Genomic DNA, 16057 nt, shown 5'->3' on the forward strand with positions numbered 1-16057 from the left:
GTTGTATGTCAATTGTTTAAATTCCCTATATTTCGCGTTCTTTTTTTTAAACCCAATAACGGCACGCTTTTACGCACAATACGGGCAGAAAAAATATTTTTTTCTATCGATTTCGGAACACGAAATGCTGCACCGGTGTCTTCGCGCTGCGATTGGTCTGACGCAAGGTCAACACCTCAAAAACACTCCCGGGCAACGCTTTCAGATATTCTTCCACCGCAGCCGCCTCTCTTGCGCCTTCCGGATGGCCGGGATAGGCCACGACGGAGATCACGCCTTTGGGTAAAACCAATTGGCAGGCCTGCTCCAGCGACCGCAGGGTCTCTTCTGTTTTTGTGGTAAGATCACAATCCCCGCCGGGCAGATATCCCAAATTGTACATGATAAGCCGGGCCTCCGAAACGTATTTCGACAGATTCACATAGGAGTCCCCGTGTATCCTCACCCTTGGATTCTCCCGGAATTTCTCCTGCAGCTCGTTGATTGCTTTTACCTGTATTTCAAACGCGTGCACCGCACCCTCTTCTCCCACGCACTCAGCCAAAAAGAGCGTGTCCAGTCCATGTCCTGCGGTGCAGTCCACGGCGACATCGCCCTTTCGGATATACTCTCGGAGAATTCGGTGCCCTCGCTCAGTGATAGAGAGTCCGAACATGATTTCCTCCCGATTCAATTATTCTTCATTCTGCTCCCGGGCTTCTTCTTCCATTCCCTTCTGGACTACCCGGATTTTCTCAATGTACTTCTCAGCGTTCTTCCAATCCCCCAGAGACTGGAAGACTTCCACCAGCTCCGTCATCACCTGGATGTTGCTCGGACTCAGGCGAAGGGCATGCTTGTAGGCTTCCACGGACTGTTCCCCTTGTTCCATGCCGGCATAGGCCACGCCCAGGTAATACCAAAGCGGCCACCATTCGCTGTATTTTTCTTCATACAAGGTCAAAACGTCAATTCCGTGCTGGAAGTCCCCGGACAGGATTCGGTTCACCGCATGCTCGATTTCCACCGCCTGCTCCATGGATTCCAGGCGATTCCCGATTTCTTCTCGCATCTCCTGCATCTCATCTGCCGGAATCGGATCCATGGAGGAATCTCCATCTTCCTTTCGATCCCGACTGAGCTCCATGAACTCCTGCCAGGTAATCTGAGCTTTCGTGTACTGCCCCATGTTGGCATAGCTGTAGCCTAGAAAATAATATCCCATATCGAAGTCCGGATGGCGGATGGTCAGCTCCTCGAAAATGTCAAAGGCCTGCGCTTTGAACATTCCCACGTACGCCTCCTCGAGATCCTCCCGGTTATATGCATCGCTGCAGGCTCTTCCGTAAAGGTACAGGGCATCCCGGCTTCCCGGATTCAGCTGAAGGGCGGTTCGGAAATAGATGCAGGCCATCTCGTAATCGCCGCTGCCGCCGGCTTTCGCTCCCTCGGAAATCAGCACTTTCTCCGCATTCTCTCCGTACATCCGACGAAGACAAGCCCGGTACGCTTCCGCATACCGAAAATCCGGATCCGCACCGATGACCCGAGCCATGCCCATGGCAATGGTCAGATTCGTGAAATTATCCGTCGCATCTCCCGTAATGGGCACCGGAATCCCGGTAAGAATATCCTTCAGATTGCCGGACTCCAAAAATCGTTCCGAAAGCTCATCGAAAAGCAAATCTTTATTCTTCTCAATGAGAAACGAACGTATCTTATCCGATAAATCCAACTCCATATTATGCATTAATGTCCCATCCCTTTCGATCGAATATTTTTACTTTCTCATAAGAAAGATTCTGTTCCATGTCGCTGTGAAGAATTTCCTGGAGAACCGGCAGCTTTAGCGTCTCATTCATGGTATCGTAAAGCTCCGTCGCATACGCATAAAGAATCCGATAGAGATTCTCTTCCTTGTACATCATCTTCTCCATCTGATTCTTGGAAATATAGGCCTCCAACCCCTCCAGGAATGCGTACGGCTTCATCCGTCCGTCCAGCAGAATCTTCTGAATGGACTCTTCGAAGCCCCCGCTGTTCACGAACAGATTCAGAAGCTTTCCGATATTCTCGATTCGAATCAATTCCGTCGCCGGCATAAAATCATTTGCGATGACTTCATAAGGTGCCCGGCTCTGATAAGCATAACCGTACTGCTGGGCGTTTCTTCGAAGCTCTGTTCCCCGTTTCAGACGAAGCACCTTCAATTCCATGCGCGATGCCTTCAGATCAAAAATCTTATTAAAGGAGCGAGCGAACAGCGCCGGCGTCTCACAAGGAAGTCCGGCCCGAATCACCGTTGTAATCTCAACAGTTCCGTATTCCTGAAGACGGGATACGTTATACATCAGCTGATAGATGTTCGCCTTTCGTCCGGCTGCCGCCAGCGCCTCCGCATTGGTACTTTCCACATCGACATTGAATCGGAATTGACCTTCCCGGGCTGTTCCCAAAAGGCGCACGGTTTCCTCATCCAACAGATCTCCGTTTACATCAAATTCAAACGTGGTGATTCCGTTATCGTTGCTGATCAGATACTCCCAAATGCGATAGGCTCGGTCCCTGCTGTAATTAAACCATTTGTCCACGAACACGACACGCTGTACGTTCTTCACCAGAAAATACCGAAGTTCCGTACAAATCCGATTCAACGGCAAAGAGCGAATCTTTCCCGGATAGTATTGGGAATAGCCGCATCGATCCGGACACCCTCGGAAACTTTCATAATATGCTGTATCGCTCGGCTCCAGTTCCATGTTTTCATACGGAAACGGAAGTGTCTCGAAATCCACCGGTGCCGCCATCGGATTCACCTGAATCCGGTCATCCTGACGATATGCTAGGCCGGCAATATTTTCAAAATCAAACTCGTAGGTAAAAATCGTCCGAAGGAATTGGTACAGCACCGATTCCGGTTCGCCTCGGAATACGTAGTCGATTTCCGGGTGCTGTTCCATGAACTCCCGGGTACCGAAGCTGACCTCCGTTCCGCCCATCACCATAATCGATGTCGGAACGGCCTTCTTCACCATCTCTGCGACTTCTGCAACCTTATCCACATTCATCATATTGCAATGGAAATATACAATATTGTATTCGCCCCGAAGGATTTCCCGGAAAATATATCCCACATGATCTGTGGATTCATATTCCACCACATCCGTCTGGCACGGCGCCTCTTCCACAACACTGTAGAGGTACTTCATTGACAGCTTCGTGTGAATGCAATCATTTTGAATTGTTGTAAGAAGAAGTCTCATGGATATCACCTACATTCTTTCCGGCGCTTTGATGCCCAGAAGGTTCAAACAATTTGCAATAACGATGCGAGCCGACTCTACCAGAGCCAACTTCGCCACTTTCTCATCTTCATTGTCCACCAGGATGTGTTCATCGTGGTAGAACTTATTGAAGCTCTGTGCCACATCCACCAGATGACGGGTCAAAATGGACGGTTCATATTTATCCGCTGCATCCAGAATGATCTCCGGTACGCGGTAAATCAGCTTAATCAGGTTATACGCACTGTCGGATGTGATGTACTTCGCATCGAAATCCCCCTTGCGAATCCGTGCCATTTCCTCCTCGGTGGCATTGCGGAGGACGCTGCAAGCTCTGGCATGAGTGTACTGAACGTACGGACCGGTCTCACCGTCGAAGTTCAGCACCTTGTCCCAATTAAATACATAATCCTTGATGCGGTTGTTGGACAGCTCCTGGAAAATTACGGCACCGATACCGACTTCCTTTGCCACTTCGTCCACATCGATTCCCTGCGGATTCTTCTCTTTCATGATTTCCGCAGTCTTCTGAACCGCTTCGTTCAGAACATCTTCCAGGAATACCACGTTGCCCTTACGGGTGGAGAGGGTAGCGCCGCCTTCTAGGCTTACCAGACCGAATGGGATGTGGATGCAGTCTTTCTGCCATTCTTTTCCCATCAGCTCCAGGACCTTCTTCCACTGCTTAAAGTGGAGGTTCTGCTGAGATGCTACCACGTAGATGCACTTATCGAAGTTGTAGTGCTCTTTTCGATAAATCGCTGCGGCGATATCTCTGGTTGCATACAGGCTGGAACCATCGGACTTGGTGATGATTGCCGGTGTCATTCCGTACGGCTCCAGGTCTACAATCTGAGCACCTCTAGATTCTACCAGCAGCTTCTTTTCCTTCAGTTCTTCGATAACCGCCGGCATCTTATCGGAGTAGAAGCTCTCTCCGGCATAGGAATCAAATGTGATTCCCAGCATATCATACACGCGGTTGAATTCCTGCAGGCTCAGTTCCCGGAAGCGCTTCCAGAGACGAACCTCTTCTTCCTCGCCATTTTCCAGTTTCACAAAAGCTTCTCTCGCCTCGTCGTCCAAAGACGGATCGTTTTCTGCCTCCCGGTGGAAACGGGTGTAGTACCCCAGCAGCGCCTTGATTGGATCCTTTTCCAGTTCCTCTTCACTGCCCCACTTGCGGTATGCCACAATCATCTTGCCGAACTGAGTTCCGTAATCTCCCAGATGGTTGATTCGAATCACGTCATAGCCGATTTCATCGTACAGCTTGTAGATTGCATTACCGATAACGGTACTTCTGATATGTCCGATATGGAACGGCTTTGCGATGTTCGGGGAAGAGTATTCCACGATTACCGGGCGATGCTGTCCCACTTCCGATCTGCCGTAATCCTTGCCCTGAGTCAGCACATCCTCCGTCAGAGTCTGCGCATATTCCTTCTTATCCAGGAACATGTTCACATAGGCATTTACCGGCTGAACCTTTTCAAAAATGCCGGCACCTTCGATTCTTGCAGCCACATCCTGTGCAATCAGCGGCGGTGCTTTCCGCAATGTTTTCGCCAAACGGAAGCAAGGGAACGCATAGTCTCCCATCTTGGTGTCTCCCGGAATTTCAATCCACTCCAGGATTTCCTCCGGTGTCATATTCAACGCTTCGTCTTCTGCAATAATTTCAGCAATTTTCTTTTTGTAATCGATCATTTACTGTTCTCCGTTCTCTCTAATTACATTTTCTGTTCCTGCGGGAATCTCGTTTTCCCGAAGCAATCGGGCAAAAATACCATCCCCCGGGATTAAGGTCCCGTCAAAATGGCCGTTGTAAATCTGCCCCACGCCGCAAGAAGGACTTCTCGCCTGAAGGATGGCCCCTTCCAGGGCTTCCCCCATCTGTTCAGCAGCTTTCTGCGCATCCCGGAAGCAGATCGCCGCTCCCCGGACGTATTCGGCGGTAACGTCCACACCGTTTCGGTTCACCACTCGGCATTCTCCGTTCTGTTCCACGATTTCCGCCGGAACCCGCGGAGTGGGAAGCCCCCCGGCACATTCCGGACACACGCCGAAATAAGAATGTTCATGTGAGAATTTTACCACATCTTCCGAGCGATTGTTACCCCCATTATACTTGCAGTTCTCTCCCAGAAGACATTTACTGATAATATACATGCATTACTCCTTCAGCTCTACCACCGTCGCACCTTCTCCGCCCTGATTGTACGGAGCACCTTTAAAGCCCTTTACGCATCGGTTGTGTTTCAAGGCATCCCGCAGTCCCTTCTTCAGAATACCTTCTCCTCGGCCGTGAACCACCGTCACGCTCCGCAGACCTGCAAGGTATGCATCGTCCAGATATTTCTCCATTTCCATTCGAGCATCATCCAGATTTTTTCCAATCAGATTGATGCTCATCGGCACACTTCGCGTCTTCCGAGTCTTGATCTGATTATACTGTCTCTTCTTTCGCTCCTTGTTTCCGGCCTTTTCGCTCTCAATCAGCATCAGGTTTTTCACGTTCACGCCGGTCTTCAAGGCGCCGATCTGCACCATCAGGTTTCCGCGATTGTCCGGAAGGGATACCACCTCGCCATTTTGATTCAGCGACATCACCTTCACCCGCGTTCCGATTTTCAGCTGATCCGGGCGAATCGGCTTTCCTTCCTTCTCTGCCGGAATTGCCGCCGGCTTATCCCGGTACTTCTTTTCGGCTTCCCGAAGTCTCCGCCGGCTTTCCGCCACTTTGTTCACCTGGTGACCCTTGGATTCGTCCTTCATCCGCTTCAGCTCTTCCCGGATATCCTCCACCGTGTCCTCGGTTTCTTTTAGGATGCCTTTCGCCTGATTTCGAGCATCCTCCAGGATTTTCGCCTTCTCTTGCTCGGCCAAGCGAATCTGAGCTTCCGCTTCCTGCAGCCGCTGCTCCGCTTCCTCCTTAATCCGATTGGCTTCCTCGGTAATCCGTTCCGCTTCTTTTCGCTCTTCCTCTACCCGAGTTACCGCATCCTCGAAATTCAGCTCGTTCTCTCCCAGAAGGGCTTCCGCTCTTCGGAGGATTTTATCTTCCAGACCAAGCTTTCTCGAAATTTCAAAGGCGTTGGACTTTCCCGGCAGGCCGACTCGAAGGTGATAGGTGGGAGACAGCGTCTCCACATCGAACTCCATGGATGCGTTTTCCACTTCCGGGGTACTCAGCGCATACTTCTTCAGCTCCGTGTAATGGGTAGTAGCCACCACCAAAGCCCCGCGCTTCCGAAGTTCTTCCAGCTCGGCGATACCCAGCGCCGCACCTTCTGCCGGATCCGTTCCGGAACCCAGCTCATCCAGCAGTACCAAAGATTTCTCATTTACCGTCCGAAAGATTTCCGTGATGTTCTTCATATGAGCAGAAAACGTACTGAGACTCTGCTCGATGCTTTGCTCATCTCCGATATCCGCAAACACTTCCTCCAACACCGGAAGCCGGCTTTCCTCGGAACACGGTACGTGCAGGCCGCTCTGTGCCATTAAAATAAAGAGTCCGATAGTCTTTAAGGTGACCGTCTTACCGCCGGTGTTCGGGCCGGTAATCAGGAGGGTTTTCCAATTTTCTCCCAAAGATACATTGATGGGAACCACCTTGTCCGCCGGAATCAGCGGGTGGCGGCCATGATATATTTCCAGAATCCCCTCTGTGTTCATCCGAGGCTCAAAGGCATTCATCTGAATGGACAGCTTTCCCTTTGCGCTGATGAAATCCAGCTCCAGAAGAAGCTTCTGGTTATTGTTCAATCCGTGGAAATGTTCCGCTACCCGGCCGGAGAACACCTCCAGAATTCGGGTAATTTCTGCCTGTTCCGCCAGATCCAATTCCCGCAGCTCGTTGTTCATATTTACAACAGACTGCGGTTCGATGAATAAGGTGGATCCGCTCTGGGACTGGTCGTGGACCAATCCCGGAAACATGTTCGCATACTCCCGCTTTACCGGGATGACGTATCGGCCGTTTCGCATGGTGACAATCGCTTCCTGCAGGAATTTCTGTGCGGAAGAGGTACTCACGGTCTTGTTCAGCCGATTCCGAATGCTTTCATTCTTATTGCGAATTTCTTTTCGAATACGTTTCAGCTCCGGTGAAGCGCTGTCCGCCATCTCATCCTCCGACAAAACGCAGCGGTCGATGTCCTTTTCCAGTTCATCCACTCGTTCCAGCAGATTGCCGATTTCCTGAAGGGTCGGAATCTCCGGAACGTCTTCTGTCAGGAATGTTTTTACCTCTCTGGCAATCTGAAGACAAACCCTCACCTGCAGCAGTTCCCGCATGTTCAGCACCCGACCTTTTCGAGCCATCTTCAGAATGCGGCTCAGGTCTGGAAATGCTCCCACCGGAATATTTCCCTTATACAGAATAACGGAAACTGCTTCCGTAGTTTCCGTCTGTGCGTCCTGAATTGCATGCAGGTGGGTCATCGGTTCCAACTTTGAAATTCGTTCCTTCGTCAGTTCGGAACCGGCCTGTTCTGCAAGCATCTCCAATATTCTGTTGTATTCCAGCAGCTTAATCGTTCTACTGTTCATCTTCTTCCCTAAACTTTTTCAAGCTTCTCAGCTCATTCTTAAGGTTCACATTTTCCATCTGGAGATCGAAGTATGCATTCTCCATCTCGGTGCATTTCGCCTGAAGATTCTTGTACTTCTCGCTGTCCTGAATCTGTCTGTCGGAATCATCGTTCATCTGTTCCTTCAGATCCGTCACCTGTTTCTTCGCATTTTCCCAAAGGGTAATGTAATGCTGAACATCGTTGTCCAACTGGTGATTCTCTGTCTGAAGCTTCAGCAGAAGATCGCTGTTCTCCATCAGTTTCTCCGCAATATTAATTGCTGTCAGCACGGCACATTTGTAATTCGGATTGGAATTCAATGCCCGGCTGGTCCGTCTCAGTTCATCATCCACGAACTTGGCAATTTCCTTAATCTTATCTTCGCTCTTCTCTCCAGAAAGCACGTAATCAGCGCCACAAATCGTTACATCCGCTCTGCACTTGTCCATAGTCTGCTCCTCTGTTCTTTATCAATAACTTGTATTCTTCTATATGTTGCGCACTCGTTCGTACATCAATATGCCCGCCGATACAGCTGCGTTCAGGGACTCGATTCCACCGTACATGGGCAGCGTCACCCGTATATCCGAGGCTTCAATCAATTCATCTCCGATGCCATTTCCTTCATTTCCGATTACCAGAAAAACATCTTGTCTCAGGTCGCAATCGTAATACGGAATTCCGCCGTCCGGTGTGGTCACCGCAATGCGCTTTCCGTAATCATGTGCCAACTTCACCAGTTCCCGCCTATCGGATAAAGGAACAATCGGTACATCAAAAATCATGCCCGCTGTCGCACGAAGGACTTTCGGAGAATACACATCGCCCGTTCCCTTCATGGTCACAATTGCATCATATCCCGCTGCCACTGCGGTCCGAATGATTGTCCCGATATTACCCGGATCCTGAAGGCGATCCAGCACCACGCAATTGCTGCCCGGTCGAAAACAGTTTTCGAATTGACTTTCATCCACAACCGGTCGATCTACAATTGCCAGAAGGCCGACACCGTTTCTCGCATCCGTAATCTTCTCAAAAAGGAACGCATCCACCCGTTCTACTCGAACGCCTCGCGTAGAGAGCTCCTCCATCCAAGGTTCGGAAGGATAGATATCCGAAATCAGAAGAGCATCCATACAGATGCCCTTCTGAACAGCTTCTCGTATCAAGTTGCTTCCTTCAATAATCATCTGACCGGAAGCGTCTCTCTTTTTCTTCTGCTGTAATTTCCGAATGCGCTTAATCAGCGGATTTTTTTCTGAACAAATCACTTCACTCATAATTGAAATCGATTACCGCAGGAAATCCGGAACGTCAAATTCCGATGCAGCGGAATTCTCTGCCGGGTCGCTGTTTCTTCTCATCAGCTCATCCAGCGTTATTTCAACGCCTTCCAGACCGTCTCTGGAAACCGTCTTTCTGCTTGGACTCTGAGTGCTGATCTTAGGCGACTCGATCTTGGAACCGGAAATTCCCTCCGACTGGAAGTCGGTTGCAATCAGGGTAACCGATACCTTGTCTGCCATATCTTCCGATACCGATGCACCGAAGATGATATTGGCATCCGGATCTGCCTCCGCCTGAATCTTCTCTGCAATCTTGCTGATGTCCAGCATTCCCATATCCAGACCACCGGAAACGTACAGAAGAATGGATCTTGCGCCATCCACCGATGTCTCCAGCAGCGGACTCTCGATTGCATTTCGAACCGCTTCTTCTACCTTGTTGTCGCCGGATCCAACGCCCACACCCATGTGTGCAACGCCGCGACCTTCCATCGTGGTTCTGACATCCGCATAATCCACGTTGACATATCCTTCCTTGGAAATCAGATCGGAAATACCCTGAACACCCTGTCTCAGTACATCATCTGCCATTGCAAACGCGTCCATGAAGGAAGTGTTCTTTTCGCTGGAGTCAATCAGACGATCGTTCGGGATGATTACCAAAGAATCTACGAAATTCGTGAGATATTCGATACCCTTCTGTGCTCTGTTCCAACGCATCTTTCCTTCAAAAGAAAATGGCTTGGTTACTACGGCTACCGTCAATGCGCCGCAATCCATCGCTGCCTTTGCAATAATCGGTGCTGCACCGGTACCGGTACCGCCGCCCATTCCTGCAGTGATGAACACCAGGTCTGCATCCTGAAGATAACCGGTGATTTCTTCCAGAGTTTCTTCCGCCGCTTTCTGGCCAATCTCCGGATTCGCGCCGGCACCTCTTCCTCCGGTCAGCTTCTCACCAATCTGTATCTTCACCTCTGCCTTGCACTTTGCAAGAGCCTGTCTGTCTGTATTTACGGCAATAAAGGTTACGCCGGACATCTGTGCGTCCACCATTCGATTCACTGCGTTACATCCGCCGCCACCCACACCGACAACCTTGATAATCGCAGCTCTGTCCTGATCTGATATAAAGTCAGAAACAAATTCCATCATAAAGCTCCTCCTATATTTATATCTAATTTATAATACCATAAGATTTACCGAAATGCACTCTATTTCTACAGTTTTTCTTGTTAACCTACACATTTTTTCAACGCTTCTGTATTCAAAAATGCACTTCCTATGTCTATTTTAGTTTCCTATACCTTCGGTTCGAAGGAAGCGTAGCCGCTTTCCGTCAAGGTGACGGTTCCCCGCTTAATTCCTTTCTTGAACAGCGCCTTCAGCACTTTCTGCAGCCGCTCCTTTTCGATGGATTCAATCATGGTTTCCACACGTCCCTTGCAAACCATTGAATCGTATACGTATCCTCGAGCCGTATCGTCGGAGACCTTCAATTTCTTAAAGTACAGGTCTCCGTCATTCATGGCATTCAGGATGCGCAGCGCACTCTTCCATTCCTTGGAATTGGTCACCTCTAATTTCTCACCCAGCTCCATCTTTCGAATCTTGATTCCGGTAACGATGGTCACCTTCGGTTTCGTTTTAGATCGTCGAAGCAGCAATCCCTGCGAATCCACCACCAAGTATTCCTTGTTATATACCACTGCGGCAATCTGTTCCCGTTCTTTCACCCGAATCACCAGGGTACCCGGAATCCGTTTGGATACCTTCGCCTTCTCAATGTACGGACTGCCTTCCAGATATTCCACAATTTCACGGCTTCCGGAATGGTAGAACAGGTTCTTTCCCGTCGTGGCGTGGGCCATGTTGATGATTTCCTCATCGGTAAAGTAATCGTTTCCATCCACTTGAATGGAATCAATGGTGAACACCCCGGTACTCATGAATATCAGCATGGCGACGGTCAGAATGATAATGCCGCATGCCACCTTAAAAGGGCTGGGACGGCTTCGCTTCTTCTGACGCTTCAGGATGTTCGCCGCAATCTGCCGATCCAACTCCGAAGGGGGTTCCTCCGATGCCTCTTCCGAACTGTCCACATCCACCATCTCCGCTGCCAGTTCATCAATCGCTCGGTCAATGGATACGAATTCATCGTCTAATCCGAAATCCATTCCCGCGGAAGTTTCCGAATTATCTTTGTTTATTTGTTTTTCGTCCATATATCCATAATCCCTTCATACACAATGTCGGTAGCGTTTACCGGAGCGCACTTCAGGCTGCATTCCGCCATCCGCCGAACGATATCCGGATCCGCAAGGAGTTCTTTCAATATGTTCACAATTCGGTTCGGCGTATCGCCATCCTCCCGGACGATAATCGCTCCGCCGTTATCCACCACCGCTTTCGCATTGTAGTATTGATGATCTCCGGTTACATTCGGAGACGGTACGAAGATGGCCGGACAGCCCGACATGGTAATCTCCGAAACGGACAGTGCGCCGGAGCGGCTGATGGCCACATCCGTTGCCGCCAGAGTGTTAGCCATATCCTGAATGTATGGAGACACTCGAACGTTGCTTTTGCCGGAGAGTCCCATCGCTTCCAGATTATGCTGTACGTCATCGTAAAATCGCTTGCCGGTGCCGAACAGAATGGTGACGTTCGGGCGGTCGCCATAGGCATGAATCAGTTCAATCGCCGTATCGTTGATGGCGGTAGCACCCTGACTGCCGCCAAAGGTCATAATCACAAAATCATCTTCCGGTATGCCCAGCAGTTTCCGGGATTCCTTCTTATCCTTTCCGTAGAAATCCTTCCGAACCGGATTTCCGGAATACTGCAGTTTTCGATTCTGCTTGAAGAATTTTCCCGCATCCTCAAAGCCCAGGAACACCTTCTCTGCATATTGAGACAAGAATCGATTCGCCATTCCCGGATACGCGTTCTGCTCATGGATGAATACCTTTGCACCGTATTTATGTGCTGCCAGCACCACCGGAACGCTGACATAACTTCCGGTGCTGATGACGATATCCGGACGGAATTTCTTCATAATCCGGTAGGTCTGACTCTTCCCCCTGCCGGTTACCGCCAGGGTCTCCGCCATTTTAAATATGTTGGACCGGTCCACCGCTTTGGAGGAAACGATTTCCAGGGGAAAACCGTGTTTCGGAACGATTTCGTTCTCCATTCCCCGCTCATTTCCGATGTATAGGATTTCGCATTCCGGATCCATTTCCTTGAATTTATCGCCTATGGCCAGTGCCGGATAAATATGGCCTCCGGTAATTCCTCCCGTTAAAATAATTCTCATGTTATTACCCTCGATTTTTCTTTGAAATATTCAGCATAATTCCCATCGACGCCATGAACACCAGCAGCGACGTTCCGCCGTAACTGACGAATGGAAGCGTAATTCCCGTTGCCGGCATAGAGGCGGTTACAACGGCCACATTCAGAATTACCTGAAGTGCCATCATGACCGTAATTCCAGCGCCCAGATAGAATCCAAGCTTATCCTTTGCCCGAACGGTAATGACAAAGCATCGATAGATCAGCAGAAGATATACGGACAACAGTACCACCAGACCCACGAATCCCAATTCTTCTCCGATAATCGCCAGAATGAAATCGTTCTGGGGTTCCGGAAGATAGAGGTTCTTGGTGATGCTTTTACCCGGTCCCAGACCGAAAAGCCCTCCGTTTCCCAGTGCAATCAGTCCTTGGGATACCTGATATCCTTCTCCCTGAGCATCCTTGAACGGATCGATAAAGTTGGTCATTCGTGCGTACCAGTGGGAGTCGGGGTAGAACATCAGGATAAATATCAATCCGCCGATTAGGGCCAATGCTGCCAGCACCAGCCATCCGTTCCACATGCCCGCCACGTACATGATGCCGATCATGATGGCGGCGATTACAATTGCCGTGGACAGGTTCGGCTGTTTGATAATCAGTCCCAGATGCACTATCATTACGCCGAAGAGGACGAACACGTAGATGGTTCGAACTCTTCTCGGTCGCTCCGCCACGTATCCGGCGGTGAAAATAATCATAGCCAGCTTGGAGAATTCACTCGGTGTAATTCTCAGCGGGCCCAGCTGAAACCACCGTGTCGCAAAGTTAACCGTAACGCCCAGCGGTGTGAATAAGAGCGCCAGGGCCCCAACGGACACCACCGCAAACACCCAGTAGTACTTTGCGTATTTGTGGTAATCCCATTGGGTGAACAGCGCCATTACGCCAATTCCCAACGCTACCCATGCCAACTGTCTCCGCAGGTAGTAGTACGGGTCGTTGTAGAAATTGGTAGTGGTGTAGTACCCTGCACTGAACACCATCACGATGCCGAAGGCAATCAGGATTCCGGAAATCAGAGCCACCGATGCATCGTAGTTCACCGCTAAAGAACCCAGCATGCTGTCCACGTTCCATTTCGGTGTTCTGCGGACTTTCTTCTCCTTCTTTCCACTATTCGATTGCTTCTTCCGGCTGATCACACCCATCTACTTTCCGTTCTCCATTTCATCTTTCAACAAAGCAGCTGCTGAACACAGGCCTTGAAATGATCTCCCCGCTGCTCGTAATTATCGTACATATCCCAGCTTGCGCATGCCGGCGAAAGGAGCACCTTATCTCCTTCTTCTGCCAACTCCATGCACTTCTTCACGCAAGCATTCATATCTTTTTCATTATAAATAGCGTCAAATCTGACTTTTCTTGCGCATGCCTCAATCTGGTTGGCATCCCGGCCCAGAAGTACCAGTGCCTTTACCCGTCCTTGCAGGTTCTCTGCCAGTTCCGTAAAGTTCTGCGCCTTTCCGTCTCCGCCGGCAATGAGGATAATTCTCTCCTTCAGCGCTTTCAGCGCGATAACTGCCGCGTCCACATTGGTTCCCTTGGAATCGTTGTAGAATTTCACGCCATCCACCAGACCGCAGTACTCAATTCGATGCTCCACGCCCGGGAACTCCACGATGGCTTCCCGAATGGACTCCGGATCCACCCCGGCGAAGAAGCTGATTGCCGCCGCCGCCAACGCGTTCTCCACGTTGTGATCGCCGATAATCTTCAGATCGTGAATGCTGCAGATTGGCCGAACGATTCCGTTTTCATCTCGGATGACCATCTCGTCATCCTGAAGGAAGGCACCCATTTTCAGTTCTTCTTTTCGGCTAAAAGGAACCACGGTGGCTTTGCATTTTTCCGCCAAGGCGAAACAAGTCTTGTCATCGTAGTTAATCACCAGATAATCGTTTTCATCCTGATTTCGGAACACCTGCGCCTTTGCCGCTCCGTAAGCTTCCATGGTCTTGTGGCGATTCAGATGATCCGGTGTCAGATTCAAGATAGCTGAAACCTTTGCATGAAATTCCTTCACCGTCTCCAACTGGAAGCTGCTGGCTTCCGTCACCATCCATTCATCCTCCGTGGATTCCAGTGCTTTTGAAACCACTGCCACACCGATATTTCCTACGACTGCCGTCTTGCGGCGTGCCTTTTCGAAGATTTTGCCTACCAAGGTCGTTGTGGTGGTCTTTCCGTTGGTGCCGGTAATGGCAATGAAGGTTCCCTTGCTCAGGCGATACGCCAACTCCAGCTCACCGATGACCTCGACGCCGGATAATCTCGCTTCCTGCAGAAATGACAGGTCCGGTGACACGCCGGGGCTGATTACGACCAAATCATATTCGCCCATGTTATCCGGATTGCATTCAAAGAGCGCAGGAACGCCCTCTTTTTCCAGGTATTTTGCAAACTTTGGATCCACGGCATCCACCGTGTGCACATCCTGTGCCACCACCTGTGCGCCCAGCTTGTGCAGCTCCTGAACCGCCGCCTTGCCGGATTTCCCCATTCCCACTACAAGAATTTTTTTACCTTTCACTTCATCTCTCATCATCTCTGCGCCTCCTTATCTAAATCGTTCCGAAGTATGCAATCACACCCAGAACCGCTGTTACTGCACAAAACATATACACTACGTTGTATTCTTTCATTCCGCCCAACTCGAAGTGATGGTGCAGCGGAGCCATTCGGAAAAATCTCTTCCCGCCGGTCTTCCGGAAGTACGCCACCTGGATGATTACCGAAAGGGCTTCCAGCACGTAGATTAATCCCACCAGCGGAAGGAGGAATTCTTTTCCCGTTACCACTGCGATTCCGGAAAGTACGCCGCCCAGTGCCATGGAACCGGTATCACCCATGAAGATTTTCGCCGGATAGTGATTGAACAGAAGAAATCCAATCAATGCACCCGCCACCACGGTTCCGCTGACGGTCAAAATGGTGTCTCCATCCTTCCATCCGATGACGGCAAAGGTTATTCCCACAATGGCAGTCACGCCAGCAGCCAGTCCATCCAGTCCATCGGTGAGGTTCACCGCATTTGACATGGCGATTTCCACGAACATTACAAACGGAATGTACAGAAGTCCAAAGCTTACGCCGATCTTCAGAAACGGAATGAACAGGTCTTCCCGTCCGGTCCGCATCATATAGAACGCCAGGCCGATGCTGAACACGGCCTGCATGATCAGCTTCTGCTTTGCCGTTAATCCCAGATTTTCCTTTTTGGCGATTTTGTTGAAGTCATCGATAAATCCGATTGCCCCAAAAGCAAGCATCGTCAGAACGATGGCCACCGCGTCCCGCACCAGGTGCGGACTTGCCCAGGATTTGAGCGGGTCTGAAACCCGAACCATGAATATCGCCATTCCGGCTGCAATGCCAATGAAGATGGCAATTCCGCCCATCGTCGGTGTACCTTGCTTCTTGAGGTGAGCCTTCGGGCCTTCCTCCCGGATATACTGACCGAACTGTTTCCGATGGAAGTACGGAATTAATCCGTAGGTCATCAGTGCGGTAATCGCCAGGGGCATAACGAAATATAGAATTACGTCCAATAGTGTCATTTTTC

The 16057-nt window shown here is 50.1% G+C and carries 14 protein-coding genes; all 14 read right to left on the reverse strand.

Features of this window, described 5'->3' with window-relative positions:
* Nucleotides 1-103: 103 nt before the first annotated feature.
* Nucleotides 104-655 (reverse strand): tRNA 5-(aminomethyl)-2-thiouridylate-methyltransferase MnmM, encoded by a 552-nt coding sequence (gene mnmM / locus FYJ65_RS04210; protein ID WP_154554110.1) that lies wholly within the window; start codon nucleotides 653-655, stop codon nucleotides 104-106.
* Nucleotides 656-673: 18 nt separating this feature from the next.
* Complete coding sequence (locus tag FYJ65_RS04215) at nucleotides 674-1729, reverse strand: tetratricopeptide repeat protein (protein WP_154554111.1); 1056 nt, start codon at nucleotides 1727-1729, stop codon at nucleotides 674-676.
* Nucleotides 1722-3242, reverse strand: a complete 1521-nt coding sequence (locus FYJ65_RS04220; RefSeq protein WP_154554112.1) for a B12-binding domain-containing radical SAM protein — start codon at nucleotides 3240-3242, stop codon at nucleotides 1722-1724. Before FYJ65_RS04220 ends, FYJ65_RS04215 begins: the two co-directional genes overlap by 8 nt.
* Nucleotides 3243-3251: 9 nt before the next feature.
* Nucleotides 3252-4973, reverse strand: a complete 1722-nt coding sequence (gene argS, locus FYJ65_RS04225) for an arginine--tRNA ligase (RefSeq protein WP_154554113.1) — start codon at nucleotides 4971-4973, stop codon at nucleotides 3252-3254.
* Nucleotides 4974-5435, reverse strand: coding sequence for a 2-thiouracil desulfurase family protein (locus tag FYJ65_RS04230; protein WP_154554114.1), 462 nt, complete (start codon nucleotides 5433-5435; stop codon nucleotides 4974-4976). It lies immediately after the preceding gene.
* A gap of 3 nt (nucleotides 5436-5438) precedes the next feature.
* Nucleotides 5439-7820 (reverse strand): endonuclease MutS2, encoded by a 2382-nt coding sequence (locus tag FYJ65_RS04235; protein WP_154554115.1) that lies wholly within the window; start codon nucleotides 7818-7820, stop codon nucleotides 5439-5441.
* Entirely contained in the window at nucleotides 7810-8292 is a 483-nt protein-coding gene (locus FYJ65_RS04240; RefSeq protein WP_154554116.1) for a cell division protein ZapA, read from the reverse strand. Before FYJ65_RS04240 ends, FYJ65_RS04235 begins: the two co-directional genes overlap by 11 nt.
* Before the next feature lie 39 nt (nucleotides 8293-8331).
* Nucleotides 8332-9123 carry a TrmH family RNA methyltransferase gene (locus FYJ65_RS04245; protein ID WP_154554117.1) on the reverse strand — a complete coding sequence of 264 codons (792 nt, stop codon included), beginning with the start codon at nucleotides 9121-9123 and terminating at the stop codon, nucleotides 8332-8334.
* A 12-nt stretch (nucleotides 9124-9135) separates the two neighbouring features.
* Nucleotides 9136-10284 (reverse strand): cell division protein FtsZ, encoded by a 1149-nt coding sequence (ftsZ, locus tag FYJ65_RS04250; RefSeq protein ID WP_154554118.1) that lies wholly within the window; start codon nucleotides 10282-10284, stop codon nucleotides 9136-9138.
* 146 nt (nucleotides 10285-10430) lie between these two features.
* A complete protein-coding gene (locus FYJ65_RS04255; protein WP_206157306.1) occupies nucleotides 10431-11309 on the reverse strand; it encodes a cell division protein FtsQ/DivIB in 879 nt (292 codons plus the stop codon).
* 29 nt (nucleotides 11310-11338) lie between these two features.
* Nucleotides 11339-12451: an undecaprenyldiphospho-muramoylpentapeptide beta-N-acetylglucosaminyltransferase gene (murG, locus tag FYJ65_RS04260; protein ID WP_154554120.1), complete on the reverse strand. Its 1113-nt coding sequence runs from the start codon at nucleotides 12449-12451 to the stop codon at nucleotides 11339-11341.
* 4 nt (nucleotides 12452-12455) lie between these two features.
* Complete coding sequence (locus FYJ65_RS04265; RefSeq protein WP_154554121.1) at nucleotides 12456-13643, reverse strand: FtsW/RodA/SpoVE family cell cycle protein; 1188 nt, start codon at nucleotides 13641-13643, stop codon at nucleotides 12456-12458.
* 26 nt (nucleotides 13644-13669) lie between these two features.
* The gene (gene murD, locus FYJ65_RS04270) at nucleotides 13670-15040 is read right to left on the reverse strand and encodes a UDP-N-acetylmuramoyl-L-alanine--D-glutamate ligase (protein ID WP_154554122.1); all 1371 of its coding nucleotides are present in this window, start codon (nucleotides 15038-15040) and stop codon (nucleotides 13670-13672) included.
* Nucleotides 15041-15056: 16 nt separating this feature from the next.
* Nucleotides 15057-16043: a phospho-N-acetylmuramoyl-pentapeptide-transferase gene (mraY, locus tag FYJ65_RS04275; protein ID WP_235898196.1), complete on the reverse strand. Its 987-nt coding sequence runs from the start codon at nucleotides 16041-16043 to the stop codon at nucleotides 15057-15059.
* Nucleotides 16044-16057 lie beyond the last annotated feature (14 nt).

Origin of the sequence: Mogibacterium kristiansenii, assembly GCF_009695905.1 — a bacterium.
GTDB lineage: Bacteria > Bacillota > Clostridia > Peptostreptococcales > Anaerovoracaceae > Mogibacterium_A > Mogibacterium_A kristiansenii.

Bases quoted from the DNA above. Each gene is read 5' to 3' on its own strand.
- mnmM (WP_154554110.1), bottom strand. From the start codon at position 655: ATGTTCGGACTCTCTATCACTGAGCGAGGGCACCGAATTCTCCGAGAG.
- FYJ65_RS04215 (WP_154554111.1), bottom strand. From the start codon at position 1,729: ATGCATAATATGGAGTTGGATTTATCGGATAAGATACGTTCGTTTCTC.
- FYJ65_RS04220 (WP_154554112.1), bottom strand. From the start codon at position 3,242: ATGAGACTTCTTCTTACAACAATTCAAAATGATTGCATTCACACGAAG.
- argS (WP_154554113.1), bottom strand. From the start codon at position 4,973: ATGATCGATTACAAAAAGAAAATTGCTGAAATTATTGCAGAAGACGAA.
- FYJ65_RS04230 (WP_154554114.1), bottom strand. From the start codon at position 5,435: ATGTATATTATCAGTAAATGTCTTCTGGGAGAGAACTGCAAGTATAAT.
- FYJ65_RS04235 (WP_154554115.1), bottom strand. From the start codon at position 7,820: ATGAACAGTAGAACGATTAAGCTGCTGGAATACAACAGAATATTGGAG.
- FYJ65_RS04240 (WP_154554116.1), bottom strand. From the start codon at position 8,292: ATGGACAAGTGCAGAGCGGATGTAACGATTTGTGGCGCTGATTACGTG.
- FYJ65_RS04245 (WP_154554117.1), bottom strand. From the start codon at position 9,123: ATGAGTGAAGTGATTTGTTCAGAAAAAAATCCGCTGATTAAGCGCATT.
- ftsZ (WP_154554118.1), bottom strand. From the start codon at position 10,284: ATGATGGAATTTGTTTCTGACTTTATATCAGATCAGGACAGAGCTGCG.
- FYJ65_RS04255 (WP_206157306.1), bottom strand. From the start codon at position 11,309: ATGGATTTCGGATTAGACGATGAATTCGTATCCATTGACCGAGCGATT.
- murG (WP_154554120.1), bottom strand. From the start codon at position 12,451: ATGAGAATTATTTTAACGGGAGGAATTACCGGAGGCCATATTTATCCG.
- FYJ65_RS04265 (WP_154554121.1), bottom strand. From the start codon at position 13,643: ATGGGTGTGATCAGCCGGAAGAAGCAATCGAATAGTGGAAAGAAGGAG.
- murD (WP_154554122.1), bottom strand. From the start codon at position 15,040: ATGATGAGAGATGAAGTGAAAGGTAAAAAAATTCTTGTAGTGGGAATG.